The sequence below is a fragment of the Spirillospora sp. CA-294931 genome (assembly GCF_050946795.1).
Classification (GTDB): Bacteria; Actinomycetota; Actinomycetes; order Streptosporangiales; family Streptosporangiaceae; genus Spirillospora.
The window spans coordinates 5,175,093-5,199,157 of sequence record NZ_CP192006.1; the positions used below are offsets into that span (position 1 = coordinate 5,175,093).

Consider the following 24,065-nt stretch of genomic DNA (forward strand, 5'->3'; position numbering starts at 1 on the left):
CCACTGGTCGTCTTACTTCCTGTCTTGTGTCGTCGCCGTCGCCGGCCGGTGGGGTGCCGGGCGCCGGGTCAGGCGGAGGGCTTGTCCGCTGTGGCCTTCGCCCCGGCCTTGACCTCGACGTCCTCGTCCTCGTCGGCGGCGCGCTCGGCGTCGGCGTCCTTGGCTTCGGCGTCCTCGGCCTTGGACAGGTCGATCTCGGAGCGCTTCTCGCCGTCGAGGTCGTCGTCGTCCTCGTCCTCGTCGTCCTCGTCGAGGTCGAGCACCTCGCCGCCGGCCTTGTCGTCGAGCACCTGCATCACGGCGGCCTTGACGAAGCGGACCTCGACGTCGGGAGCGATCTCCAGCAGGAGACCGTCGTCGTCGACCTCGACGACCGTGGCCTGCATGCCGCTGGTCGTCAGGACGCGGACGCCCGGCTGGACGTTGCGCTGCATCTGCAGGGCTTCGCGCCGGCGCTTGCTCTGCGGACGGATCAGCAGGAAGTAGAACACCAGCGGGACGGCCAGCAGGAGGATGATGTTGAAGGCCCCACTGCCGCCCGAGTCCGCCGCAATAATCATGTCGCTGCCCATCACTGGGGCATCCTTCCGATGTGGTTTATCCAGCCTGTCGCCAGTTTTGGCCTCGCACCGAGGGACCGCCGGCTGGAGACGGTGACCAAGTCCCGGAGTCTAGAGAGTATGCGAGGTACCGGCAACGACGTGACGAGCGGCGGCCCCAGGAAGTTCCCAACCCGTTACTCTGCGATCATTCCGCCGTGATCACTACTCGGGGTCGTCGTCGACTTCGAAGAGCGTACCGGCCATCGGGGACGTCGGCGGAGGGGTCAGCCCCAGGTGCGCCCAGGCCGCCGGAGTGGCGATGCGCCCCCGGGGCGTGCGGGCCAGCAACCCCTGCCTGACCAGGAAGGGCTCGGCGACGACCTCGACGGTCTCGGGCTCCTCCCCCACCGACACCGCCAGCGTCGACAGCCCCACGGGCCCCCCGCCGAACTTGCGCATCAGGGACCCCAGGACCGCCCGGTCGAGACGGTCGAGGCCGCGCTCGTCGACCTCGTAGAGGCGCAGCGCGGCGCGGGCCAGCTCGAGGTCGACGGCGCCGTCGGCGCGGACCTCGGCGTAGTCGCGGACGCGCCGCAGCAGCCGGTTGGCGATACGGGGCGTCCCCCGGGAGCGCCCGGCGACCTCGGCGGCGCCGTCGTCGGAGATCTCGACGCCCAGCAGCCGGGCCGAGCGCTTGACGATCACTTCGAGCTCGGCGGGTTCGTAGAAGTCCATGTGGGCGACGAACCCGAACCGGTCGCGCAGGGGGCCGGGCAGCATGCCCGCCCGGGTGGTGGCTCCCACCAGCGTGAAGGGCGCGATGTCGAGCGGGATGGCGGTCGCTCCCGGGCCCTTGCCCACCACGACGTCGACCCGGAAGTCCTCCATCGCCATGTAGAGCATCTCTTCGGCGGGACGGGCCATGCGGTGGATCTCGTCCAGGAAGAGCACCTCGCCCTCGGCCAGCGTCGACAGCACCGCGGCCAGATCGCCCGCCCGCTCGATGGCGGGGCCCGAGGAGATCCGCAGCGGCTGCCCCAGCTCGGCTGAGATGATCATGGCGAGGGTCGTCTTGCCCAGGCCGGGCCCGCCCGACAGCAGCACGTGGTCGGGTGTCCGTCCGCGCCTCAGCGCGCTGTGCAGCACCAGCGAGAGCTGCTCGCGCACCCGCTCCTGCCCGATGAAGTCGTCGAGCTTCTTGGGCCGCAGCGCGGCCTCGATGACCTCCTCCTCGGGCCCGTCGGCATCGGAGGAGACCAGCCTGTCGCCGTTCATGGCCTCGCCTCCGTCCGGCGGCTCGCAGCCGCCTTGCGCGGCGACGTCCCTCGTCGCTCGGCGGGGCGGGTCACTTGCTGAGCTTCTTCAGGGCGGACTTGAGCAGGACGGCGACCGGCGGCGGCTCGTCGGAGCCGAGTTCGGCGGCGACGGCGTCGACGGCGGCGTCGGCGTCGCGGGCGGACCAGCCGAGGTTGATCAGCCCGGCCTGGACCTGGTCGCGCCAGGCGGCGGGGCGGGCGGCCGCGCGGCCGCCGTCGGCCGACGGGTCGCCGATGGGGCCGCCCAGCCGGTCGCGCAGTTCCAGGACGATGCGCTGGGCGCCCTTCTTGCCGATGCCGGGGACCTTGGTGAGCGCGGTGAGGTCTTCGGTGGAGACCGCCAGGCGCAGGGCGTCGGGACTGTGGACGGCGAGCATGGCCAGGGCGAGGCGGGGGCCGACGCCGCTGGCGGTCTGCAGGAGTTCGAACACCGAGCGCTCGTCGTCGTCGGCGAACCCGAACAGGGTCATGGAGTCTTCGCGGACGACCAGCGAGGTGGGCACCTGGGCCTGCTCGCCGACGCGGAGGCCGGCGAGGGTGGCGGGGGTGCACTGGACGGCGTAGCCCACTCCCCCGACGTCGACGACGGCGCCGTCGGGCCCGGTGGCGGCCACCCGGCCGCTGACGAAGGCGATCACTTGCGGGTTCCTCCCGGTGTCCTGGCGCGTGCGGCGGTGAGCCTGGCCTGGGCGCCGCCGCGCCAGACGTGGCAGATGGCCAGGGCCAGCGCGTCGGCGGCGTCGGCGGGCTTGGGCGCGGTCTCCAGGCGCAGCAGCCGCATGACCATGGTGGTGACCTGGGCCTTGTCGGCGCGGCCGTTGCCGGTGACGGCGGCCTTGGCCTCGCTGGGCGTGTGCATGGCCACGGGCAGCCCGCGCCGGGCGGCGATCAGCATCGCCACCCCGGCGGCCTGGGCGGTGCCCATGACGGTGCGGACGTTGTGCTGGGCGAACACGCGCTCGACCGCGATGGCGTCGGGCGCGTACTGCTCGACCAGGGCCTCGATGCCGGTCTCGATGCCCAGCAGGCGCTGGGCGATGTCGTCGCCGGGGTCGGTGCGGACGACGCCGACGTGCACCAGCCGCAGGGGCTTGCCCGGCGCGCCGTCGACGACGCCGACGCCGCAGCGGGTGAGACCAGGGTCGACGCCCATCACCCGCACGGCCCGCTCCTTCGATCATCTGTTCGGCACGCGACACGCTACCGAACCCTCGGGACATCCGTCGCGCACCCGCGCCACGTGTCAGAAGAAGTCGAGCGAATACGGCGAGGCGGTGAACGCGGCGCCGAGGGCGGCGGCGTCGGGCCCGTCCAGCAGGCCCGCGCGGCGCAGGACGGGGACGGGCACGCCCGCGTAGAGACCGGAGAGGCCGCGTGCGGTGAGCCGGATCGCCGACGGGTCCTCGGGCGCGCGCTCCAGGCTGCCGCGCCCGTCCTTGATCACCAGCCGCCAGGAACCGGAGTTGGACGGCACCTGCGGGTCGTCGACCCGCAGGGACGCCTCGGCGGTGACGCCGGGCAGGTAGCCGCGCGCCTCGATGGCGGCGGGCGCGTCGACGACGCGGAGCATCCACCGGTCGCTCTTGCGCGTCTCGCTGGTGCGTTCCCGGGTGAGCCACAGGAGCGGGTCGTCGGGTGCCAGGCAGGCGCTGGCGGTCTTGGCCATGGCCGAGCCGGAGCCGACCAGGGCCCACAGGCCCCTCAGGGTGCGTTCGGAGGCGGCGACGACCCGGTCGACGTCGAAGCCCGAGGAGTCGCGGTTCCAGGAGTAGCGGAGGAAGCCGTCCTCGGCCAGGTAGCAATAGGACGCCTCGTCGTCGAGGAGGGCGGCCCACACGTCCTCGCCCCAGTCGATGGGCCCGCTGTCGCCCGCCTCGCGGTGGATCTCCCTGATGAGCCGGGTCACCTCGGCGGCGTCGCCCGGCCCCGCGCGGCGCACGGTGACCGGCTCGGCCTGGATGGCCCGCAGCGTGGTGGTCGGGATCTCGATGTGGTCGTGGGTGCCCGCGTGTTCCCAGCCGAGGGACCGGTAGAGCTCCGGGACGGTCGGGTAGAGCATGGAGATCGCGTGGCCGTACTCCACGCAGCGCTCCAGGACGGCGGTCATCATCGCGCGGCCGAGCCCTCGGCCGCGGACCTCGGGCGCGACGGTGACGCTGCCGATCCCGCCCATCGAGACGGCGCGGCCGTGCCACCACTGGCGCAGGTCGTGGATGCGGGCGGTGGAGACGATCCGGCCGTCCTCGAACCCGCCGAGCTGGCGTCCGGCCTCGACGGCGGGACGCGTCGCGCGCAGGCTCTCGGCCCACTTCTCGTCCGAGAACCGGCCGAAGGACCGGCTGCGGACGTCGCGGGTGAGCTCCATCTCGTCGTGTCCGAGCGCGCGAATTTCCATGATCCAGACATTACGCGACGGGTCCGACGAGAAGCACCGTCCCGCGCGCCCCCACCTCGACGTCCTCGGTGGCGGACCGGAGTTCGAGGGGACGTCGGAGCGACCGCGCCCGTCCCGTCCTCGGCCCGCGTCTCCTTGGGAGACGCGGGCCGAGGGCCTCCGGCTAGGAGCAGGTGAAGCGGGCCGAGCCCCAGTCGGCCCAGTCGTTGCCGTCGCCGTCGCCGCCGTCGGTGACGTTCAGGTCGACGTAGCGGGCGCCGGTGACGTCGGCCGTCAGGGCGTGGCCGGGCTGACCGCCCTTCATCAGCGGGCTCTCGGCGACCTTGCGGCCGTCGGCGGTGACGGTGAAGGCGACCGTCCCCCGGGTGCCCTGCCGGTCGTCCACACCGACCTCGGCGGTGAAGGCGGTGCAGGTTCCGCCCAGGTAGTACCGGACGGTCGAGTCCGCGTGGGCGCCCAGGCCCTTGTCGTGCTTCTTGCCTCCGATGCTGATCGGGCCGCCGTCGCCGGAGCCCTGCTCGCCGTTGGACTGGTCGCGCTCGACCGGGCCCCAGCCGTTCTCGGCCAGGGTCCAGGGGTGGTCGCTCGCCCATGCCTGGCCCTTCGGGGCCGGAGGCACGGTCCTGACCGCGATCGCGTCGCCCGCGCTGCGGCCGCCGTCGTAGGACGCCGTGGCGGCGATCTTGTAGGTGTCGTACTTCGCGTCGGCCGGAGGAGTGATCGTCCACGTGGTGGACACCCGGGCGCCGGGGGCGACCGTGGCGAACTCGGCGGGGGTGGACGCCGCGGCCGTCCAGCCCTCGGGCACCGCGAGCGCGACCTTCACGTTCGTCGCGGCCTCGCGCTCGTGGTTGGTGAACGCCGTGGTGACCTTGGTGCCCGCACCGGGTTCGAGCGCGCCGGGCGGCGCCGCGATGCTCAGGCTGCCGCAGCTCGGGGCCGCGGCGGGCCCGAGATCGGTGACCTTGAAGCCGTCCAGGACGAAGTCGGCCTCCTTGATGCCGCCGCCGCTCTTGCGCAGCCCGACCCAGGAGTCGCCGCAGCCGCCGACGACCTCCTCGGCGAACCGGCGGGTGGTGTGCTGCTCGCCGAGATCGGTCCGGCGCGTCTCGACCGAGACGGGCTTGGCGTCGGCCACCGAGTCGAACCCGGTCACCCACTGGTAGGCGCCCGCCTTGGCGTTCTGGTAGTCGAACTCGACCCTGTACTTGCGGCCGGGCTCGAAGCGGACGGTCTGCGGCACCGTCCGGTAGACGAGACCGGAGTTCTCCTCGTGCGCCTTGAGCGACCAGTCGCCCTCGATGACGTCGTCCACGAGCTTGCCGTTCCAGCCGCGCTGCGTATACGGGGCGTTCTTCTCCGAGCGGTGGGTGCGCGGGTCGGTCGCGCCGCCCGCGTCGCCCTTGACGAAGGGGCCCCAGCCCGCCTGGTCGTCCTCGAAGTCGCCGCCTCCGGACCCGCCGGGGGTCACGCGGACGTCGTCCACGCCGACCTTGGCGTCGCCGGGCCCGGCCTTGATCGTCAGATCGACGCCGTGGCCCTTCTTGACGGTGAACGTGGTGCTGACGCGCTGGTAGTAGGTGTCGCGTTTCTCGTCGGCGCCCACGCCGTTCTTGGCCGTGGACCGCTGGATCGTCGTCGCGCGGTCCCCCGCCGACAGCGTGACCTCGCGCGACTTGCCGGGCTCGACCTCGATGAACGCGGTCGCGGTGTAGGTGCCCTCGCGCAGGCCGTTGAGCCGCTGCCGGATGGACGACCCGGCCCCGCCCGCCAGGACGGCGACCTGCTGGCCCTTGTCCAGGCGCCAGCGCTGGACGGGCCCGGACGGGTTCCACGCCTTCAGGTCGGAGGCGTTGAATCCCGGGTCCTTGATCTGCGTGTCCTCGCCCCAGTTGGCGTCGGGGCTCTTGGCCGAACCCGGGGTGAGGATGTAGGGCTGCCCGGCGTCGGCCTTCACCGTCACCTTGCCGTCCTTGACGCGGACGTCCCCGGCCTTGACGCGGCCGTTGTCGGTGAGCTTGAAGACGTTGAGCCTGGACGCGCCCTTGTACTCGGCGGGCACCGTCCAGGTGGTGGTGCCGCCCTTGGGGTTGTAGTGGTAGAGCTTGCCGCCCGTCCACGGAATGAGATAGGTGTCGCCGTCGATCACCTTGGCGTCGCCCGCGAAGATCTCCCGCTTCCCGTTCGCGCTCGTGCCGCGCACGCCGCCGGTGAAGGCGATGTCCTTGTCGTTCCAGTCGCGGATCTGGAAGCCCTGGAGGTACTTGGCGGGCAGGGCCTTCTCCCAGATGTTGCGGTAGAAGGCGTTCCAGTCGTTCTGGCCCGTCCAGCCCTCGAAGTCGACCAGCGCGGTCTGCCCGAGGACCGGGTGGCCGTTCCAGACGTCCTTCTCGTGGTTGCGGATGAACCGGATGATCTGGGAGTTCAGCCCCTTGTTGTCCTTGCCGCCGTAGTTGAGGTCGTTGGCCCAGTGCGCCCACGTCGAGGTGCGCTCCATGCTGTAGGCCCACTCGGTGTTGACGTTCCAGCCCAGGGCGGCGATGTCCTTCTGGTGCCGGTCCGAGAGCCAGCCGGACGAGTAGAAGACGTCCACGTACAGGAAGGACAGGTTCGGGTCGGTCTCCTGCCGGAGACGCTTGAGCCTCTTGGCGAACTCCCCCGACGCCAGATCGGTCCGCTGGTCGATGTAGTAGGACGGGTCGAGCCAGTTCCAGCCCGGCTTGGTCTTGTCGACCAGCTTCTCGCTGAAGCTCTTCGCCTCGGGATACGACTCGGTGTTCTGGACGTGGACGCCGAAGGTGGCGTTCCACTTCTTGCCCTTCTTCAACAGCGTGTTGAGGTCCTTCAGCCCACCGGCCCGCTTGTTGTGGTTGCCCCCGTAATCAGGGTGCGCCGAGTCGTGCCCCTCGGACCCGTAGCCCTTGAGAAGGGCCTGCTGCCCGAGCCCGTCCGTCGCCAGCGCGATCCTCTTGACGTTGTCGAGCGTCCGCAGGAACGGGTTGGTGGCCTGGCTGGCGAAATTGAAGGGAATGTGCGCGACCACCCGGTCCTTGGTGCCCTGCCAGCCCGGCGGCTTCACGCCGATCTCGCGGAACGCCACGGCGCCGTCCTGCCAGTCCACGGCGCCGTCGCCGTTGGCGTCCGGCGTGACGATCACCTTGGCGTAGGGCAGTTCCTCGGTGTACGGGGCCTTGTCGGCCCGGTACGTCCACTGCCCGCTCCACACACCGACGGTCGTCTTGCCCCCGTCCTTGCGGGCCTGATGCCAGAAGCGCGCCCCGTCCAGGTTGGACTCCCCCGAGGGCTTGTCGACACTGGAGTTCGACTCGACCGCCGCCGCGAGCTTCCCCGTATTGACGATCCCGTAGGCCGCACCCACCGGCTTGGCGTCGGCAGGCGTATCCCCGGTGACCTTGGCGAACCGGTCGGCCGTCCGCGTGGAGTTGGTATCGAGCCTGGTGAACGCGGTCGAGGCCCCGTCCTGATCGCTGGAGACCGACACCAGATCATGCCCCGGGACATCGATCGTCCCGACCCGGAACGCCTCGGTGTCGCGCACGGCGTCCACCCGGAACGTCGTCACCCGCCCCACGACGCTGAGGCTGGCGTCCAGCTCGACCCCCGCGAGCTCGGGAAACGTGAGCTTGTAAGACGCGGAGGCCCCCGTGCTCTCCGCGCTCACCCCGACCTCGTACTCCTTGCCGTTGAGCACGACCTTGCCCGGCGCACGCGCACTGCCGCCCAGCTCGGCGCCGCTCGCGTTGTCCCGATACCGAAGGACGCGCGGGAAGTCCTTGGCGACGGCGACCGAAAGCTCACCCGACCGCAGGACGAACTCGTCGGCGGGCGCGGCCACGGCCACGGGCGCCAACCACCCTGACCCGGCGATGGAAAGACCCGCCGACACGGCGAGCACACTGCGCAATCGCATGGAACCTCCAGTTCCCGAACCCTGGAGGAAGCTTCCACCTCACCAGCTCACAGCCATATGGACTCCCGTATGCGCCCACATGGACTCTTCACACGATTGAAGATTCAGACCGATGCCGAATCGCTTACATGAACTTACCGAGCGTGACATCGTCGCCAGATGGGCTCAGCGACAACGTCCGTCCGCTGGCGCAGGATCGGCTCAGCACTCCGCGAGATCCGTGAGGCCAACGGCCTGACTCTTGGCGCTGTCTCGCGCCGCTATGGCCGATCCTCGGGCTGGTTCAGCACGCTGGAGAACGGTCAGCACACGATCGACACCTGGGAGCTGGTCGACCTCCTGGACATGTACGAGGTGGCGGCCGACAGCCCTCTGCGTGAAAGCCTCCTTTATTTGTCCATGCGCGGCCGAGGCGGCCGCTGGCAGCGCCCTTGGGAAGGCAAGGTCTCAGCCGCCGCTCTGGATCTCGCCAGCTTGGAGGAGGACTCGAACCTCCTTCGCGAGACCAAGGCGACTACCATCCCGGGCCTGCTTCAGGACCGGGCCTATACCGAAGCACAGTTGGCAGCCGGTCTCCTCAGCCCGTCAAGTGACCCCCAGGCGCTGGTGGAGTTCCGGATGAGCCGCCAACGGGTCCTTACTCGCCCGGATCGCCCACGCTATGAGGTGGTTATCGGCGAGGCCGCGCTCCGCCAGCACATCGGCGGTGCTGAAATCCTCCGCGCTCAACTTCGGAGTCTGCTCGACCACATCCAGGCCCAATCCACGGACCTCCGCATACTCGATCACACCGCAAGCATCGATCCAGGACCGTCGGCCCCGTTCCTCATTCTCAACCTGCGTCCCCCTGGACGGTTGACCACAGTTCTGGTGGACGGCTACACCCACGGCATGTTCATCGCGGACGAGAAGGAAGTCGCCGAATACGAAAAGGCATTCAATCACCTGCGCGCGGCAGCGCTCGATGAATCGGAGTCGCACCGACTGATCGAACAGATACTGTCGGAGATATGAAGACCGCTGACCTGTCAGGCGCCAGGTGGCGCAAGAGTAGCCACAGCGGTGCCAACGAGGGTGCATGCGTGGAGATCGCCAGGGGCGACCGCCTGGTGGCCGTGCGGGACTCGAAGGATCCTTCGGGGCCGGTGCTGCCCCTGACGCCTACCGCGTGGCGCGGGCTCCTCGACCGGTTGAAGACCGAGCACTGAAACCGCGCCGAGGTCGCCGCGTATCGCGGGCGTATTGAAAAACGCATACGCCATGGCAACGGTCACACGTCTTTAGTGAGCGACGGTCTGTTCGTCGATCTGAAGAGGGACGTGAGCATGGACGCGGATTCCGTGGGTGTCGACCGGCGGCGGATGCTCGGGTGGGGCGGGCTGGCGGCCGCGGGGGCGGTGGCGGCGCCGCTGGTGGCCGCAGGGCCCGGTCACGCCGCGCCGGGCCGGGGCGGGCCGATTCCGCCGGACACCCGGCCCGGTGGAGCCTACGACCGGTATGTGGCCAAGCTGGCCGCCGACGGGAAGTTCTCCGGGGTGGTGCTGCTGTCGCATCGGGGCCGGACGGTGCTGTCGCGCAGCTACGGCATGGCCGACAAGGAGAAGGAGATCCGCAACGACGAGGGCGTCGCGTTCACGCTCAGCTCGGCGGGCAAGCCGTTCGGTGCGGTGGCCATCCTGCAGCTGGCGCAGCAGGGCAAGCTGAAGCTGTACGACACGGTGGGCACCCATCTGACGGGCTTCGCCAAGGAGATCGCCGAGAAGGTGACCATCCATCACCTGCTCGCCGGTCTCTCCGGGCTGAGCAACCCGGACGTGGACGTGGAACGCGTCTTCCAGAGCCGGGACGAGGTCCGCGAGTACAACGAGAAGTGGGCCCGGGAGGCCAAGCTGGTGTCCCCGCCCGGCACGCGCACCGACCACGCCGGGGCCGAGGTCGCCATCCCCGCGCAGATCGTGGAGGCCGTGAGCGGCAAGAGCTACTGGGACTATGTCGAGGAGAACATCTTCAAGCGCTGCGGCATGACCGGTTCGGCGTTCTACACCCGGCCGCAGTGGCTCACCGACAAGCACATCGCGCACCCGTACATGGAACTGGCCGACGGCACCGTCGTGGACGCCGTCCGCAATCTGGACAAGGGCAGTCCGAGCCCGCACAACCCGGGCAGGAACCCGGGGCGCGCCTTCATCGACGCCCCCGGGGACGGCGGCTTCTGCACCGCACCCGACCTGGTCCGGTTCGCCCAGGCGCTGACCGACGGGACGGTGCTGGACCGGCACTACGCCGCACTGCTCACCGGGCCCAAGATCCCCAACCCTCCGCAGGGAGGCGGCCTGCGGGCCCGCCGGGCAGCCCCCGCCGACGCCTCGTTCGGGTCCTACATGATGCCGGTCTCCATCACCGGCGGCCAGTGGCTGTGGGGACGCGCGGGCGGCGACCCCGGTGTCGGCGCCAGCTGGAACATCTACCCCGACACCGGCTGGGTCGGCGTCATCCTCACCAACCATGACGGCGCCCCGCTGTGGGAGATCATCGAGCAGGAGACCCGGGCGATCACCGGCCAGCGCTGACGAGGGGCCCTTGGAGGACGGATGCCGCGGCCGGGGGCGGCGGCATCCGTCATGTCCGGACATCTGGATTTCACTCAATCGCCGTCCAGGTGATCGAAAAGCTCTATTGGAACGTCCCATAGCAAAGGAGCACCACCCCGCGGAAACGGAGAGACGATGACGATCCAGCTCGCCAAGGGCGGGAACGCGGCCTTCGAGGGCCGGGCCATCACCATCGCGGTCACGGCCGGACAGCCCGTCGACGTGTCCGCCGCCCTGCTCGGTCCCGAGCGCAAGGTGCGGGCCGATCACGATCTGGTGTTCTTCAACCACCCGGCGCAGGACGGCGTCGCGCTCTCCGGATCGTCGGTCACCGCCGACCTCGACCGGCTGCCCGCCGAGATCACCACGGTCGCCGTGCTGGCCAGCGTCGACGCCGACCGGCCGGACGCGACCTTCGACGCCGCGACCACGCCGAGCGCGACCGTGACCGGCTCCGCCTCCGGGCCAATCGGGTTCACGCCCCCGCCGCTGACCGAAGGCGAGACGGTCGTCGTCCTCGTCGAGCTGTACCGGCGGGGCGAGGGCTGGAAGGTGCGGGCCGTCGGGCAGGGATGGGCCAGCGGGCTCGCCGGCCTGGCCGCCGACTTCGGTGTGGCCGTGGAGGAGCCCGTCCCGGCCCCGGCGCCGCCCGTTCAGACGGCGCCGCGGAAGATCACGCTGGAGAAGGCGGGACGGGCCACCATCAGCCTGGACAAGGGCGATCCCGCCGCGGTGGTCACCGCCACGCTGGAGTGGGACGGCGGCAGCGACCTGCGCCGCGAGATGGGCGCCGACCTGGACCTGTACGCGCTGTTCGTCCCGGCCGAGAAGGCCGGGAAGGGCAGGTTCGGCAAGCGGGGCGGCGGGCGCGCGACCGACGGCGCGGTGTACTACCGCGACCTGGGCTCGCTGACCTCGCCGCCGTACGTCCAGCACGCGGGGGACTCCACCGAGCCGGGACGCGAGACCGTCCGGATCGCCCGTCCCGACCAGCAGGGATACGTGCTGATCTGCGCATACAGCGCGATCGGGAACGGCCACGGCTCGTTCCGGTCGTTCGGCGCCCGCGCGGTGGTGACCGACGGCCGCGGCTCGGCGGTGAACGTGCCGCTGTTCCACGACAACAGCGAGTCCTACTGGGTCGCGATCGCCCTGGTGGACTTCACGGCCCCGGACGGCGTCGAGATCCGTCACGTGGAGACCTACGGCGCCTCGCACGCCGAGGAGCGTCCGGTGCTGTACGCCGACGGCACCTTCGAGATGGACAAGGGCCCCGCCGAGTTCAAGGACGATTTCGAGGACTTCTGAAAACCGAGGATCGGTCTCCGACTTTGGAGGGTCGACGGGGCATTTCGGGTGTTGTAGGTATGAGGCCAACACAATCACCCGGAGGTTGGTCAATGTTGACCAGACCACGCAGGTTCGTTGTCGCACTCACCCTTGTCCTGGCGGGACCGCTGGTCGCGGCGCCGGTCGCCGCGGCGGCGGAGCAGCCGACGGTCCCCAAGCTGAGCTGGCAACCGTGCGGGGAGGACTATCCCGGTTTCGACTGCGCGACCGCTCGTGTGCCGCTCGACTACGACGAGCCGGGCGGACCCACGACGTCGGTCGCGCTGGCACGCAAGGCCGCGACCGATCCGGCCAAGCGGATCGGGTCGGTGTTCCTCAACCCCGGCGGGCCCGGAGGCTCGGGCGTCGAGTTCGCGCTCGGAGCCGGGAACAGGCTGTCGCAGGCATTGGAGGGACGCTTCGACATCGTCGGGTTCGACCCTCGGGGCGTCGGCGCGTCCGACCCGCTGCACTGCTTCGACAGCCAGGAGGAGCTCGGCGCGTTCTTCAACGGCGTGCCGAGCTTCCCGTACAAGCGGGAGCAGGAACGGCCCTACTTCGACAAGTACCGCTCGCTGGCCCGCGAGTGCCTCACGCGCGACGGGACGATCGCGCGGCACATGAGCACCGCCGACGTCGTGCGCGACCTCGACCTGCTGCGCCGGGCGGTCGGCGACAGGAAGCTGAACTACCTCGGCTTCTCCTACGGCTCCCACATCGGCAACACCTACGCGAACATGTTCCCCAAGAACGTCCGCGCGCTGGTCATCGACGGGGTGCTCGACCCGCGGCTGTGGTCCAGCGGGTGGCAGATCGTCAACGACCGGGTGGCCACCGGCCAGGAGTTCAAGGAGTTCCTGCGGCTGTGCGACGAGGCGGGCCCCAACTGCGCGTTCGCCACGGAGCAGGGCTCGGCCAAGCGGTTCGAGGCGCTGGCCCGCGCGGTGCTGGCCAAGCCCGTCGACCTCGGGGACGGCCGCCTCTACACCTACGAGCATCTGATCGGCGACGCCAACAGCTCGCTCTACACGCCCGAATGGTGGCCGGACTACGCGGCGGCGTTCGACTTCATCGCCGACCTCGCCGAGGGCGGCAAGGCCGGGGACGGTCCTTCGGCCGCGGCCTCGCGCGTGCTGGACAAGCGGCGGGCCCCCGCGCCGACGCGTGACGCCGACTACCCCAACGGGTTCGACGCCTACAACGGCAATGTCTGCGCCGACGCCGAGTTCCCCCGCTCGTTCCGGACCTTCCAGGCGGTCGGACGTTACGCCGAGGCCGCCGGACGGCTCGCGCCGTACTGGTGGTGGGGCGGGGCCGCGTGCGCCGACTGGCCGACGAACCAGGACCGCTACGGCGGGCCGTGGAGCACGAAGACCTCCGCACCGGTGCTCGTCGTCGGCAACTACTTCGACGGCGTCACCTCCTACACCGGCGCGCAGGCCAGTGCCCGGCTGCTCAAGGGCAGCAGGCTCCTGTCCTACGCGGGCTGGGGTCACACCGCCTACGAGCGGAGCGACTGCGTCACCGGTCACGTCAACCGCTATCTGCTGACCGGCGCCCTGCCGCCCGCCAAGACCGTGTGCCCGGCCAATCCGAGCCCGTTCCTGCCGGGCGTGGCGGCCACCACCGACGCACCGTTCGCCGGACTTCCGGGCACCTGGCCTGGGATCCGCTGAGACACGACGATGCCGCCGTCCCGTCGGGGCGGCGGCATCGCGCGTGTTTCGGCCGGGTCAGGCGTCGATCTTCTCCATGACCTCGTCGGAGACGTCGAAGTTGGCGTAGACGTCCTGGACGTCGTCGGAGTCTTCGAGGGCGTCCAGAAGGCGGAAGACCTTGCGGGCGTTGTCCTCGTCGAGCGGGACGGTCAGGTTCGGCAGGAACTTGCTCTCGGCCGACTCGTAGTCGATGCCCGCCTCCTGGAGGGCGGTGCGGACGGCGAGCAGGTCACCGGCCTCGGAGACGACCTCGAAGCCCTCGCCCAGGTCGTTGACCTCGTCGGCGCCGGCGTCCAGGACGGCCATCATCACCTCGTCCTCGCTCGTTCCCTCCTTGGGCACGAGCACGACACCCTTGCGGGCGAACATGTAGGAGACCGAGCCCGGGTCGGCGAGCGAGCCGCCGTTGCGGGTCAGCGCGACGCGGACCTCCGAGGCGGCCCGGTTGCGATTGTCGGTCAGGCACTCGATGAGCACCGCGACACCGCCGGGGGCGTAGCCCTCGTAGGTGATGTTCTGCCAGTCGGCGCCGCCCGCCTCTTCACCGGCGCCGCGCTTGCGCGCGCGCTCGATGTTGTCGTTGGGGACCGAGTTCTTCTTCGCCTTGTAGATGGCGTCGTACAGCGTCGGGTTGGCGTCGGGGTCGCCTCCACCCGTCCGCGCCGCCACCTCGATGTTCTTGATCAGCTTGGCGAAGAGCTTGCCGCGCTTGGCGTCGAGGGCGGCCTTCTTGTGCTTGGTCGTCGCCCATTTGGAATGGCCGGACATTCGTTACTCCTCCTCCATCGCCCGGCGCACCAGATCGGCGAAGTAGTGGTGCACGCGGTAGTCGCCCGTCAGCTCAGGGTGGAACGAGGTCGCCAGGAGGCGGCCCTGACGGACGGCGACGATCCTACCGACGTTCGCGCCGCTCTCGGCACGACCGAGCACCCGCACGTCGTCCCCGACCGACTCGACCCAGGGCGCGCGGATGAACACCGCATGGTACGGCGAGTCCTCCATGCCGTCGAGGCGGATCTCGGACTCGAAGGAGTCGACCTGGCGGCCGAACGCGTTGCGCCGCACCGTCATGTCGATGCCGCCGATGGTCTCCTGGCCCGCCGCGCCGTCCCTGATCCGGTCGGCGAGCATGATCATACCGGCGCAGGACCCGTAGGCGGGCATTCCCGACTCGATCCGCTTGCGCAGCGGCTCCATCAACTCGAAGGTGCGGGCCAGCTTCCACATCGTGGTCGACTCGCCGCCCGGGATGACCAGGGCGTCGACGGCCTCCAGCTCTTCGGGGCGGCGCACCGTGGACGTGCGCGCCCCGGCGGCCTGGAGCGCCCGCAGGTGCTCGCGCACGTCGCCCTGCAGGGCGAGGACACCGATCGAGGGCGCAGCAGTCACGTGGGGGACCTCCAGGGAAGTGTGATCGCAAAGGGGGCGCTATCACCCTAAACGCTCCTTACAACGCCCTGGAGCCCGCCAAGATTCCTGACGTCAGCACAGCTTGAAGCGGCGCAGCGGCAATTCAAGAGGGAGGAAGCCGTCGTCGCCTCGATCGGCGATGCCGCGGCCGAACATCTGGGTGCGGGCCAGGGTGAGGCCGAACTCCTCGTGGTCGAAGGGCAGCGGGACGTCGGGGGCGCCCTCGTCGATGGCCTTCCAGAAGGGTCGTTCGGCGGGCAGGCGTTCGCCCTGGTCGACGATCACGCCGTCCTCGGCGGTCACGAACACCTCGCGGCGCAGGTCACCGTCGTCGTACCAGCGGAACCAGCATCCGGCGATGACGCTGTGCAGGACCAGGACGCCGCAGCGGGAGCCGGGCAGCGCCGCGGCGGCGGTGTCGGCGATGCGGCGCGCGTCGTCGTCGAGGCAGAACAGACGGCGGTCGCACAGCAGCAGCGCCCGGTCGAACGCGCCGACGAACAGCTCGTCCTCATACGGCCACAGGGCGAAGTCGAGGACGGTCTCGCCGGTCTCGGTGAGCGTGGCCGAGGGGTAGAGCCCTCGCGCGAGGCCGGGCGCGGCGTCCGGCTCGGGTATCAGGCCCGGCCTGAAGACGTCGGCGGGTTCACCGGTACTCGCGCACGCGAGCGCGACCGACCAGGCCATGATGCGTCCCTCCCGCGGCCGGGCACCACCCGGGGATCACGCCTCCCCACCGGCCGCGCAGCAAAGCGTAACGCCCGGGACGGACGCTGGGGAGAGGGAACCGCTTGTAACCGCCCGGTTACGCTACCGGGCGGTCACCGGCTACCAGCCGCGGCCCGCGAACTTCTGGTCCTCGCCGAGGGAGGCGACGTTGATGCCGACCATGGCCTCGCCGAGCCCGCGCGACACCTTGGCGATGACGTCGGGGTCGTCGTGGAAGGTGGTGGCCTTGACGATGGCCTCGGCGCGCTGCGCCGGGTTGCCGGCCTTGAAGATGCCCGAGCCGACGAAGACGCCCTCGGCGCCGAGCTGCATCATCATCGCGGCGTCGGCCGGGGTGGCGATGCCGCCGGCGGTGAACAGCACGACCGGCAGCTTGCCCGCCCGGGCGACCTCCTTGACCAGCTCGTAGGGCGCCTGGAGTTCCTTGGCCGCCACGAACAGCTCGTCCTCGGGCAGCGACTGGAGCTTGCGGATCTCGGCCCGGATCTCGCGCATGTGGGTGGTGGCGTTGGAGACGTCGCCGGTGCCCGCCTCGCCCTTGGAACGGATCATGGCCGCGCCCTCGGTGATGCGGCGCAGCGCCTCGCCCAGGTTGGTGGCGCCGCACACGAAGGGGACGGTGAAGGCCCACTTGTCGATGTGGTTGGCGTAGTCGGCCGGGGTGAGCACCTCGGACTCGTCGATGTAGTCGACGCCGAGGGCCTGGAGCACCTGGGCCTCGACGAAGTGCCCGATGCGCGCCTTGGCCATGACCGGGATCGACACGGCCTCGATGATGCCGTCGATCATGTCGGGGTCGCTCATCCGGGAGATGCCGCCGTCGGCGCGGATGTCGGCGGGAACCCGCTCCAGCGCCATGACGGCGACCGCGCCGGCGTCCTCGGCGATCTTGGCCTGGTCGGCGGTGACCACGTCCATGATCACCCCGCCCTTGAGCATCTCCGCCATGCCACGCTTCACCCGGGCGGTCCCGGTCTCGGGGGCGGTGTTCTCAGACGCGACATTGCGAGTGGACACGGGCATTCCTTACATCAACGACAAGAACGGACAGTAGACGCTTCCCATGGTATTGCCTGCTCGTAAGGCTCAGGGCACGCGGGGCTTGCCGTCGTTGACCAGCACCACCCACACCTGACCCGGGGCGAACGTCATCGGCTTGCCGTCGGCCGTGGTGAAGGTCGTCCCCTGGTTCTCGGCGGGACGCGACCACTTGGTGTCGTAGGCTTTGCCGTCGCGCAGGACGATCGCGCGTCCGGTGCCCGTGGTGTGAATGAGCGGCGTGTAGTTCCGCAGGAAGTCGTGGAACTTCGAGCGCTCGGTCTTGGCGTACTGGATGATCACGGTTCTGCCGCCCAGGACGCCGCCCTCGGCGGCGGTGTTGGTCCGCCCCCCGTGCGTGGAGAGCCAGCGCTTGGCCTTGGCCGACCAGGTGAAGCCCATGGTGGCCGTGGGCCAGCGGGCGGTGAAGCTCTTGGTCGGGCGGCCGCCTTCCGGGGCCGGGCCGAACCTGAACCCGATGTCGCGCGGCCCCTCGGCCTTCGGCGCCTTCTTCAGCAGCGTCTTGGGGTTGGCGTACAGGTTGTACGGCATGACCTTGGGCCCCTGCCGGAAGTACGCCGAGCCCGCGTTGTCCTGGGAGATGTCGTAGACCGGCGCCCGGCGGATGTACTTCTTCATCTTGCTCTGGACGCCGGAGAACGCGAAGGCGGGCTTCCCGAACTGCGGCAGGATGTGCAGGTCGGAGATGCGGGCGCTGCGGACCGGCCCCACCTGCTTGGGGAGCTTGGACGAGTACACCGCCATCAGCCGCGTCTCCCCGCCCTCGACCTGCTCGACGTAGACCAGGTCGGCCGCGCTCACCCCGTGCTGCGGCATCGCGGGACGGGTGTTCTCGATCTTGACCGCCAGCACCGGGTTGCGCAGCCCCGTCTTGCCGCCGGTGAACGGGTGGACGGCCGCGGCCTCGGGCTTGCCGCTGGTGGTCGCGCCGGGCACCGGGGGCGGGCCGACCTTCTCGCCCTCCTTGCCGTCGTCGGAGCAGCCGGACAGCGCCCCCGCCAGCACGGCGGCACCGACACCGGCCGCCGTCAGGCGAAGGACGCCCCGATTCCAGACCACATGCACCGACTACCCCTCCCGTTGGCGAACCGACCCCCGAGCGTAGCCAATGAGTTCTAGGTGTTTGTCCCTATCCATACGCATTGGTCGCGGTGCCCGGTTCAGAGCCGGGGCGCGTCGTCGTCGATCTCGAAGAAGTCGGGCAGCGGCGCGCGTCCCGCCAGGGGCAGCACCCGGATCAGCAGCTTGCGACGCGCGACGCGCGCCGAGGCCACCGCCGAGTTGTAGAAGCGTCGCGCGTACACGACCTTGGCCGCCGCGCTGCCGAGCTCGTCGAGGACGTCCTGCCCGTCGCCCTTCTCCCCCAGCGCGACCGCGAAGCCGGGCTGGTCGACCACCGCGCGCAGCGCCCGCGACAGGTCGCTCTCGGCGAACTCGCGGGCGTCGGCGTCGGCGGTGCGCGCCTCGTGCGCGGCCGTGGCCAGCACCAGGCTGGTCGCGGGGTCCAGCAGCCGCGAGGCCGCCAGCTCCAGCGCCACCGCGGCCCGCCTGACCAGGGCCGCGTCCAGCGCCGCCCGCGCGGTCTCCACCCGGACGTGCAGCCGGTCGAGCCGGGTCGCGCGCCACGAAACGTACACGCCGACCAGGAACACCACGGCGACCCAGAACAGAACGTCGATGATCCAGTCGTAGGACACCGGGCCGCCCCTCAGGCCCCGACGCCGGACTCGACGACGCCGCTGCCGGAGTCGTGCGCCACGGTCTCGTAGACCCGCAGGACGTCGCGCGCCACCGACGACCAGTCGTAGCGGCGCACGGCCGCGCGGGCCTCGGCCGACAGCTGCTTGCGCCGGGCGGGGTCGTCCAGCAGCTCCCCCGCCGCGGCGGCGAGCGCCTTGTGGTCGCCGACCGGGAACAGCGCACCGGCGCGCCCGCGCAGCAGCACCCGGTCGAACGCCTCGATGTCGCTGGCCAGGATCGGCGCGCCCGCCGACATCGCCTCCGCCAGCACGATGCCGAAGCTCTCGCCGCCGAGGTTGGGCGCCACGAACACGTCCACCGAGTGATAGGCCCGGATCTTGTCCTCCTCGCTCACCATGCCGAGCACCACGACGCGTTCGCGCAGGTCGGGGGAGATTTTGGCGACCGCGTCGTCGGCGTCGCCGGGGCCCGCGACCAGCAGCCGCAGGCCCGGCCGCTCGCGGCCCAGGATCTCGAAGGCGCGCGCGAGGACCTGGAGGCCCTTGCGCGGTTCGTCCATCCGGCCGAGGAAGCCCAGGGTGCCGCCGCCCTCGCGGACGCCCTCCCCCGTGCCCCGCTCGGGCCAGCCCTCCAGCGGCTCGGCCATCGCGTACCGCTCGGTCGCGACGCCGTTGGGGATCAGCACGGCGTCGCCGCCCAGATGACCCACCAGCGTCTTGCGCGCCGCCTCCGACACGGCGATACGGCCGGTGATCTTCTCCAGCGCGCTCTGCAGGATCGGCGCCGTCACCGAGACGACCCGCGACTTCTCGTACGACGCGTGGAACGTCCCCACGATCGGGCCGTCGGCCGCCCAGCAGGCCAGGATGCCCAGCGACGGCGCGGCGGGCTCGTGCACGTGCAGGACGTCGAAGCGCCCGTCGTTGATCCAGCGCCGCACCCGGCCCGCCGACAGGAAGCCGAACGCCAGCCGGGCGACCGACCCGTTGTAGGGCACCGGGACGGCGCGTCCCGCCGAGACCACGTAGGGAGGCAGTTCGGCGTCGTCGTCGGCCGGTGTGATCACCGAGACCTCGTGGCCGTACCCGATGAGCGCCTCGGCGAGGTCGCGGATGTGCTGCTGGACGCCCCCGGGGACGTTCCAGGTGTACGGGCACACGATGCCGATCCTCAACGGCCGTCCTCCGCGAGGTCGTCGACCCATACCTTCTGGAGCATGTGCCAGTCTTCGGGATGCGCGGTGATCCCCTGTTCGAAGACGCGCGCGACCTCCTGCGTCATCGCCTGGATCTTCTCCTGTCTGGCGCCCTCTCCCGGGACCGGGACCTCCTCGTGGACGCGCGCCCCCCAGTACCGGCCTTCGTACCAGAGCGTCACCGGGTACAGCGCCGCGCCGGTCTGGATCGCCAGGGCCGCCGACACCGCGGGCATCCGCGCGGTCGCGCCGAAGAACTCGACGTCGATCCCGCTCGCGGACAGGTCGCGGTCGACCACCAGGCAGACCGGACGCCCCGAGCGGAGCCGCTGGGCCATCCGCCCGTAGGCCGACGCCCCCCGATGAGCCAGAACCTCCATGCCCAGGCTCTCACGGAACGCGACGAACCGGTCGAAGAGGGACTCGGGCTTGAGCCGTTCGGCCACCGTGGTGAACGGGTGCCCCATGTGCACCAGCCAGGCGCCCGCGTGCTCGTAGTTGCCCATGTGCGGCAGCGCGAGGATCACGCCCCGGCCCGACTCCAGCGTCGCCAGCATCGGCTCGTGGCCGCTGACCCGCATGTCGCCCAGGATGCGGTCGCGCCCGTACTCGGGCAGCCGGAAGACCTCCAGCCAGTACCGGAAGTACGAGCGCAGCACCTTCTTGCTGAGGACGCGCACCTCGTCGTCGACGGCCTTCTTGTCCAGGACGCGGCACAGGTTCTTCTCCAGCTGCCTCACCCCGGACCCGTAACGGTGCCAGGTACGGTCGGCCAGGGCGGTGAAGGCCGCCCTGGCCGCGGGTTCGGGCATCTTGCGGACGATCGTCCAGCCGAGCGCGTAGGCGGCGTCCATCGCCTCGTCGCGCATCGGCACGTTCATGCGAGCGACTCCGTGGACGGCTTGGGCGAGGGCGGCAGCCCCGACGGGTCCGGCGGCGGCACCGGGTCGGACCCGGTGGCGGCCGGGCGCGCGGGCGCCGAGGACGGCGGCAGCGGGTTCGGGTCGGCCAGCGCCTGCGCCCGGACGGTCGCGAACCGCTGCCCGACCGTCACGGTGCTCAGCGCGGCCAGCACCCACAGCGCCAACGCCAGCACGTACGGGACGCCGAGGCCGTCCAGGCCCGCCGCGACCAGCGCGACGATCAGCCGCTCGGCCCGCTCGGCGATGCCGACGTTGCACGTGTACCCCAGTCCCTCGGCGCGGGCCTTGGCGTAGGACACCACCACCCCGGACACCAGGCAGAACAGCGCGACGCCGGCCAGCGCGTCCTGGTCGTCGCGGTAGAGGCCGATCATCAGCCCGGAGAAGATCGCCGCGTCGGCGACCCGGTCCATCGTGGAGTCGAGGAACGCGCCGTACTTGGAGGTCTTGCCCGTCACTCGGGCGACCGCGCCGTCCAGCATGTCGAACAGCACGAACGCGGTGATGACGATCGTGCCCCAGAAGAACTGCTGGCGCGGGAAGAAGCCGAGCGCCCCGGCGACCACTCCCACCGTGCCGATCACGGTGATGGTGTTGGGCGTGACCCCGGTCCGCGCGACGGTCCGGCCGATGGGGGTCAGGACGCGGCCCAGGGCGGGCCGCACTTTGTTGAGCATCGCCGTCCGATCATGTGTGGTCGAGGCAGTGGTTCGGGGCAGGCGCCAATCGTAGTGCGACCGCTCGCCCCAGGTGGGGAAGGCGGGGCACCGGCGGCCGTCCGCGCGCGAAGAAGATGACGGACGTTTGACGTTCACCCCTTGTGATCCGGCGCGTCACGGGAAAAGGTATTGACACGGGTGTGACGACGGTCACGCACGTCGAGGAGGTGGCCGCACGCCGCACTCGGACGCCAGGGCCAGGCCTTCGGGCCGGGCCCTCAACGCTCGCGGCCCCGAAAGGGGACCCCGTCCGAGGAGGTAGTCATGGCTGACAAGGGAGGCCACCCGGGAGCCCCCGGCAGGGCACCGACGGCCGATCGGCCCGGCAACGTGCGCAACGTCGTGCTGGTCGGCCATTCGGGGGCGGGCAAGACGACCCTCGTGGAGGCGCTGCTCGCCGCGACGGGCACCGTCCAGCGGGCCGGCAAGGTGGAGGAGGGCACCACGGTCAGCGACTTCGACGAGGTCGAGGTCCGCCAGCAGCGCTCGGTGAACCTGGCGCTGGCGCCGTTCATGTACGGCGACGTCAAGGTCAACCTGATCGACACACCCGGGTACGCCGACTTCGTGGGCGACCTGCGCGCCGGGCTCCGCGCGGCCGACGCGGCCCTGTTCGTGATCTCGGCCGTCGACGGCATCGACGGGCTCACCCGGATGCTCTGGGAGGAGTGCGCCGCGGTCGGCATGCCCCGCGCCGTGGTGATCACCAAGATCGACCAGCAGCGGGGCGACTTCGACGACGTGCTGCTGACCTGCCAGGACGTGTTCGGCGACGGCGTCCTGCCCTGCTACTTCCCGGTCGGGTCGGGCGACGGGCTCACCGGGCTGATCGGGCTGCTGACCCAGCGCTGCTTCGACTACTCCTCCGGCACGCTGACCGAGTGCGAGCCGGACGCCGAGTTCCTGGACCAGATCGAGGAGCAGCGCGGAGCGCTGATCGAAGGGATCATCCAGGAGAGCGAGGACGAGTCGCTCATGGAGCGGTACCTGTCCGGTGAGGAGATCGACGTCAAGGCGCTCATCTCCGACCTGGAGACCGCGGTCGCGCGCGGCAGCTTCTACCCGGTGCTGGCCACCGCGGTGCCGCACGGCGACCGTCCCGGCCCCGTGATCGGCATGCGCGAGCTGCTGGAGGTCATCACCCAGGCTTTCCCGTCGCCGCTGGAGCACCCCATCCCCCCGGTGACCGGCATCGACGGCCGCTCGGCCAAGAAGGTCGAGTGCGACCCCGACGGCCCGCTGGTGGCCGAGGTCGTCAAGACCACCTCCGACCCCTACGTCGGCCGGATCTCCCTGGTCAGGGTGTTCTCCGGGACGCTGCGTCCCGACTCCACCGTGCACGTCTCCGGGCACGGCATGGAGGACCGCGGCCACGAGGACCACGACGTCGACGAGCGGGTGGGCGCGCTGACCAGCCCGCTGGGCAAGACGCAGCGCATCGCGTCCGAGTGCCGCGCGGGCGACATCTGCGCGGTCGCCAAGCTGGCCCGCGCCGAGACCGGCGACACCCTCTCCGATCCGTCCACACCGCTGCTCATGGCGCCGTGGTCGATGCCCGACCCGCTGCTTCCGGTCGCGATCCGCGCCCGCTCCAAGGCCGACGAGGACAAGCTGAGCCAGGCACTGGGCCGCCTGGTCGCCGAAGACCCCACGCTGCGGCTGGAGAACAACCCCGAGACCCGCCAGCTGGTGCTGTGGTGCATGGGCGAGGCCCACGCCGACGTCCTGATCGACCGGCTGAGCACCCGATACGGCGTCGAGGTCGAACGCGTCGAGTTGCGTGTGCCGCTGCGCGAGACGTTCGGCGGGACGGCCAAGGGCCTGGGACGCCACGTCAAGCAGAGCGGCGGGCACGGCCAGTACGGCATCTGCCATGTCGACGTCGAGCCGCTGCCGGCCGGGACGGGCTTCGAGTTCGTCGACAAGATCGTCGGCGGGGTCGTGCCGCGCCAGTTCATCCCCTCGGTCGAGAAGGGCGTCAGGCAGCAGATGGCGCGGGGCGTGTCGGCCGGGTACCCGCTGGTCGACATCAAGGTCACCCTGCACGACGGCAAGGCCCACTCGGTCGACTCCTCCGACATGGCCTTCCAGGCCGCCGGGGCGCTGGCCGTCAAGGACGCCGCCGGGCGCGTGCCGATCCTGCTGCTGGAGCCGGTCGACGAGGTCGAGGTCCTCATCGCCGACGAGTACGTCGGCCCGATCATGTCCGACCTGACCTCGCGGCGGGGCCGGGTGCTCGGCTCGCAGGCCGTCCCGGGCGGCCGCACCATGATCAAGGCCGAGGTGCCGCAGCTGGAGATCGTCCGCTACTCGATCGACCTGCGCTCGATGTCGCAGGGCACGGGCACGTTCAGCCGCGCCTTCCTGCGTTACGAGCCGCTGCCCTCGCATCTGGCCGACAAGCTGGCCGAATCCAAGGATTAACGCCCGCACCATCCCCTGGTCGTATGAGGTCAACCGTACGACCAGGGGATTATGGGAGTGACCGGATCATCCTTCAGGCGTAG

21 protein-coding genes are annotated in these 24,065 nt (G+C 70.7%); 6 read left to right on the forward strand and 15 right to left on the reverse strand.

Annotation, left to right across the window (positions count from 1 at the left end; genetic code table 11):
- Positions 1-68: 68 nt before the first annotated feature.
- From yajC to ACQPY4_RS23325, 6 genes are all read right to left on the reverse strand, one after another.
- Positions 69-572, reverse strand: a complete 504-nt coding sequence (yajC, locus tag ACQPY4_RS23300; protein WP_433323967.1) for a preprotein translocase subunit YajC — start codon at positions 570-572, stop codon at positions 69-71.
- Positions 573-764: 192 nt separating this feature from the next.
- The gene (gene ruvB / locus ACQPY4_RS23305) at positions 765-1,817 is read right to left on the reverse strand and encodes a Holliday junction branch migration DNA helicase RuvB (RefSeq protein ID WP_433323969.1); all 1,053 of its coding nucleotides are present in this window, start codon (positions 1,815-1,817) and stop codon (positions 765-767) included.
- Between the two features lie 70 nt (positions 1,818-1,887).
- Complete coding sequence (gene ruvA, locus ACQPY4_RS23310; protein ID WP_433323971.1) at positions 1,888-2,496, reverse strand: Holliday junction branch migration protein RuvA; 609 nt, start codon at positions 2,494-2,496, stop codon at positions 1,888-1,890.
- A complete protein-coding gene (gene ruvC / locus ACQPY4_RS23315) occupies positions 2,493-3,020 on the reverse strand; it encodes a crossover junction endodeoxyribonuclease RuvC (RefSeq protein WP_433323973.1) in 528 nt (175 codons plus the stop codon). The genes ruvA and ruvC overlap by 4 nt, the downstream gene beginning before the upstream one ends.
- Before the next feature lie 81 nt (positions 3,021-3,101).
- The gene (locus tag ACQPY4_RS23320) at positions 3,102-4,253 is read right to left on the reverse strand and encodes a GNAT family N-acetyltransferase (RefSeq protein WP_433323975.1); all 1,152 of its coding nucleotides are present in this window, start codon (positions 4,251-4,253) and stop codon (positions 3,102-3,104) included.
- 163 nt (positions 4,254-4,416) lie between these two features.
- Positions 4,417-8,184, reverse strand: coding sequence for an endo-alpha-N-acetylgalactosaminidase family protein (locus tag ACQPY4_RS23325; RefSeq protein ID WP_433323977.1), 3,768 nt, complete (start codon positions 8,182-8,184; stop codon positions 4,417-4,419).
- A gap of 159 nt (positions 8,185-8,343) precedes the next feature.
- On the opposite strand from ACQPY4_RS23325, the gene ACQPY4_RS23330 reads away from it, so the two are divergent.
- From ACQPY4_RS23330 to ACQPY4_RS23350, 5 genes are all read left to right on the forward strand, one after another.
- Positions 8,344-9,198 carry a helix-turn-helix domain-containing protein gene (locus ACQPY4_RS23330; protein ID WP_433323979.1) on the forward strand — a complete coding sequence of 285 codons (855 nt, stop codon included), beginning with the start codon at positions 8,344-8,346 and terminating at the stop codon, positions 9,196-9,198.
- Positions 9,199-9,266: 68 nt separating this feature from the next.
- The gene (locus ACQPY4_RS23335; protein ID WP_433323981.1) at positions 9,267-9,392 is read left to right on the forward strand and encodes a DUF397 domain-containing protein; all 126 of its coding nucleotides are present in this window, start codon (positions 9,267-9,269) and stop codon (positions 9,390-9,392) included.
- A gap of 117 nt (positions 9,393-9,509) precedes the next feature.
- Positions 9,510-10,754, forward strand: coding sequence for a serine hydrolase domain-containing protein (locus tag ACQPY4_RS23340; RefSeq protein ID WP_433323983.1), 1,245 nt, complete (start codon positions 9,510-9,512; stop codon positions 10,752-10,754).
- A gap of 156 nt (positions 10,755-10,910) precedes the next feature.
- A complete protein-coding gene (locus ACQPY4_RS23345; RefSeq protein ID WP_433323985.1) occupies positions 10,911-12,083 on the forward strand; it encodes a TerD family protein in 1,173 nt (390 codons plus the stop codon).
- A gap of 92 nt (positions 12,084-12,175) precedes the next feature.
- Entirely contained in the window at positions 12,176-13,780 is a 1,605-nt protein-coding gene (locus tag ACQPY4_RS23350) for an alpha/beta hydrolase (protein ID WP_433323987.1), read from the forward strand.
- A 57-nt stretch (positions 13,781-13,837) separates the two neighbouring features.
- Here ACQPY4_RS23350 and ACQPY4_RS23355 read toward each other — a convergent pair whose 3' ends face one another.
- The 9 genes from ACQPY4_RS23355 to pgsA form a co-directional block, all read right to left on the reverse strand.
- Positions 13,838-14,590 carry a YebC/PmpR family DNA-binding transcriptional regulator gene (locus ACQPY4_RS23355; protein ID WP_433323989.1) on the reverse strand — a complete coding sequence of 251 codons (753 nt, stop codon included), beginning with the start codon at positions 14,588-14,590 and terminating at the stop codon, positions 13,838-13,840.
- Between the two features lie 3 nt (positions 14,591-14,593).
- On the reverse strand, positions 14,594-15,211 hold the full coding sequence (gene pdxT / locus ACQPY4_RS23360; protein WP_433323991.1) for a pyridoxal 5'-phosphate synthase glutaminase subunit PdxT: 618 nt from the start codon (positions 15,209-15,211) through the stop codon (positions 14,594-14,596).
- A gap of 93 nt (positions 15,212-15,304) precedes the next feature.
- Positions 15,305-15,919, reverse strand: coding sequence for a DUF6928 family protein (locus ACQPY4_RS23365; RefSeq protein ID WP_433323993.1), 615 nt, complete (start codon positions 15,917-15,919; stop codon positions 15,305-15,307).
- A 141-nt stretch (positions 15,920-16,060) separates the two neighbouring features.
- Positions 16,061-16,978: a pyridoxal 5'-phosphate synthase lyase subunit PdxS gene (gene pdxS, locus ACQPY4_RS23370; RefSeq protein ID WP_433323995.1), complete on the reverse strand. Its 918-nt coding sequence runs from the start codon at positions 16,976-16,978 to the stop codon at positions 16,061-16,063.
- A 69-nt stretch (positions 16,979-17,047) separates the two neighbouring features.
- Positions 17,048-18,085 carry a DUF3048 domain-containing protein gene (locus tag ACQPY4_RS23375; protein ID WP_433323997.1) on the reverse strand — a complete coding sequence of 346 codons (1,038 nt, stop codon included), beginning with the start codon at positions 18,083-18,085 and terminating at the stop codon, positions 17,048-17,050.
- A 95-nt stretch (positions 18,086-18,180) separates the two neighbouring features.
- A complete protein-coding gene (locus tag ACQPY4_RS23380; protein ID WP_433323999.1) occupies positions 18,181-18,717 on the reverse strand; it encodes a hypothetical protein in 537 nt (178 codons plus the stop codon).
- A gap of 11 nt (positions 18,718-18,728) precedes the next feature.
- Entirely contained in the window at positions 18,729-19,895 is a 1,167-nt protein-coding gene (locus ACQPY4_RS23385) for a glycosyltransferase family 4 protein (RefSeq protein WP_433324001.1), read from the reverse strand.
- A complete protein-coding gene (locus tag ACQPY4_RS23390; RefSeq protein WP_433324003.1) occupies positions 19,892-20,797 on the reverse strand; it encodes a phosphatidylinositol mannoside acyltransferase in 906 nt (301 codons plus the stop codon). The genes ACQPY4_RS23385 and ACQPY4_RS23390 overlap by 4 nt, the downstream gene beginning before the upstream one ends.
- Positions 20,794-21,516, reverse strand: coding sequence for a phosphatidylinositol phosphate synthase (gene pgsA, locus ACQPY4_RS23395; RefSeq protein ID WP_433324005.1), 723 nt, complete (start codon positions 21,514-21,516; stop codon positions 20,794-20,796). Before pgsA ends, ACQPY4_RS23390 begins: the two co-directional genes overlap by 4 nt.
- A gap of 306 nt (positions 21,517-21,822) precedes the next feature.
- On the opposite strand from pgsA, the gene ACQPY4_RS23400 reads away from it, so the two are divergent.
- Complete coding sequence (locus ACQPY4_RS23400) at positions 21,823-23,982, forward strand: elongation factor G-like protein EF-G2 (protein WP_433324007.1); 2,160 nt, start codon at positions 21,823-21,825, stop codon at positions 23,980-23,982.
- Positions 23,983-24,065 lie beyond the last annotated feature (83 nt).

Bases quoted from the DNA above. Each gene is read 5' to 3' on its own strand.
- ruvB (WP_433323969.1), bottom strand. From the start codon at position 1,817: ATGAACGGCGACAGGCTGGTCTCCTCCGATGCCGACGGGCCCGAGGAG.
- ACQPY4_RS23350 (WP_433323987.1), top strand. From the start codon at position 12,176: ATGTTGACCAGACCACGCAGGTTCGTTGTCGCACTCACCCTTGTCCTG.
- ACQPY4_RS23390 (WP_433324003.1), bottom strand. From the start codon at position 20,797: ATGAACGTGCCGATGCGCGACGAGGCGATGGACGCCGCCTACGCGCTC.
- ACQPY4_RS23365 (WP_433323993.1), bottom strand. From the start codon at position 15,919: ATGGCCTGGTCGGTCGCGCTCGCGTGCGCGAGTACCGGTGAACCCGCC.
- ACQPY4_RS23340 (WP_433323983.1), top strand. From the start codon at position 9,510: ATGGACGCGGATTCCGTGGGTGTCGACCGGCGGCGGATGCTCGGGTGG.
- ACQPY4_RS23355 (WP_433323989.1), bottom strand. From the start codon at position 14,590: ATGTCCGGCCATTCCAAATGGGCGACGACCAAGCACAAGAAGGCCGCC.
- ACQPY4_RS23400 (WP_433324007.1), top strand. From the start codon at position 21,823: ATGGCTGACAAGGGAGGCCACCCGGGAGCCCCCGGCAGGGCACCGACG.
- pgsA (WP_433324005.1), bottom strand. From the start codon at position 21,516: ATGCTCAACAAAGTGCGGCCCGCCCTGGGCCGCGTCCTGACCCCCATC.
- yajC (WP_433323967.1), bottom strand. From the start codon at position 572: ATGGGCAGCGACATGATTATTGCGGCGGACTCGGGCGGCAGTGGGGCC.
- ACQPY4_RS23325 (WP_433323977.1), bottom strand. From the start codon at position 8,184: ATGCGATTGCGCAGTGTGCTCGCCGTGTCGGCGGGTCTTTCCATCGCC.
- ACQPY4_RS23320 (WP_433323975.1), bottom strand. From the start codon at position 4,253: ATGGAAATTCGCGCGCTCGGACACGACGAGATGGAGCTCACCCGCGAC.
- ACQPY4_RS23330 (WP_433323979.1), top strand. From the start codon at position 8,344: ATGGGCTCAGCGACAACGTCCGTCCGCTGGCGCAGGATCGGCTCAGCA.
- ACQPY4_RS23345 (WP_433323985.1), top strand. From the start codon at position 10,911: ATGACGATCCAGCTCGCCAAGGGCGGGAACGCGGCCTTCGAGGGCCGG.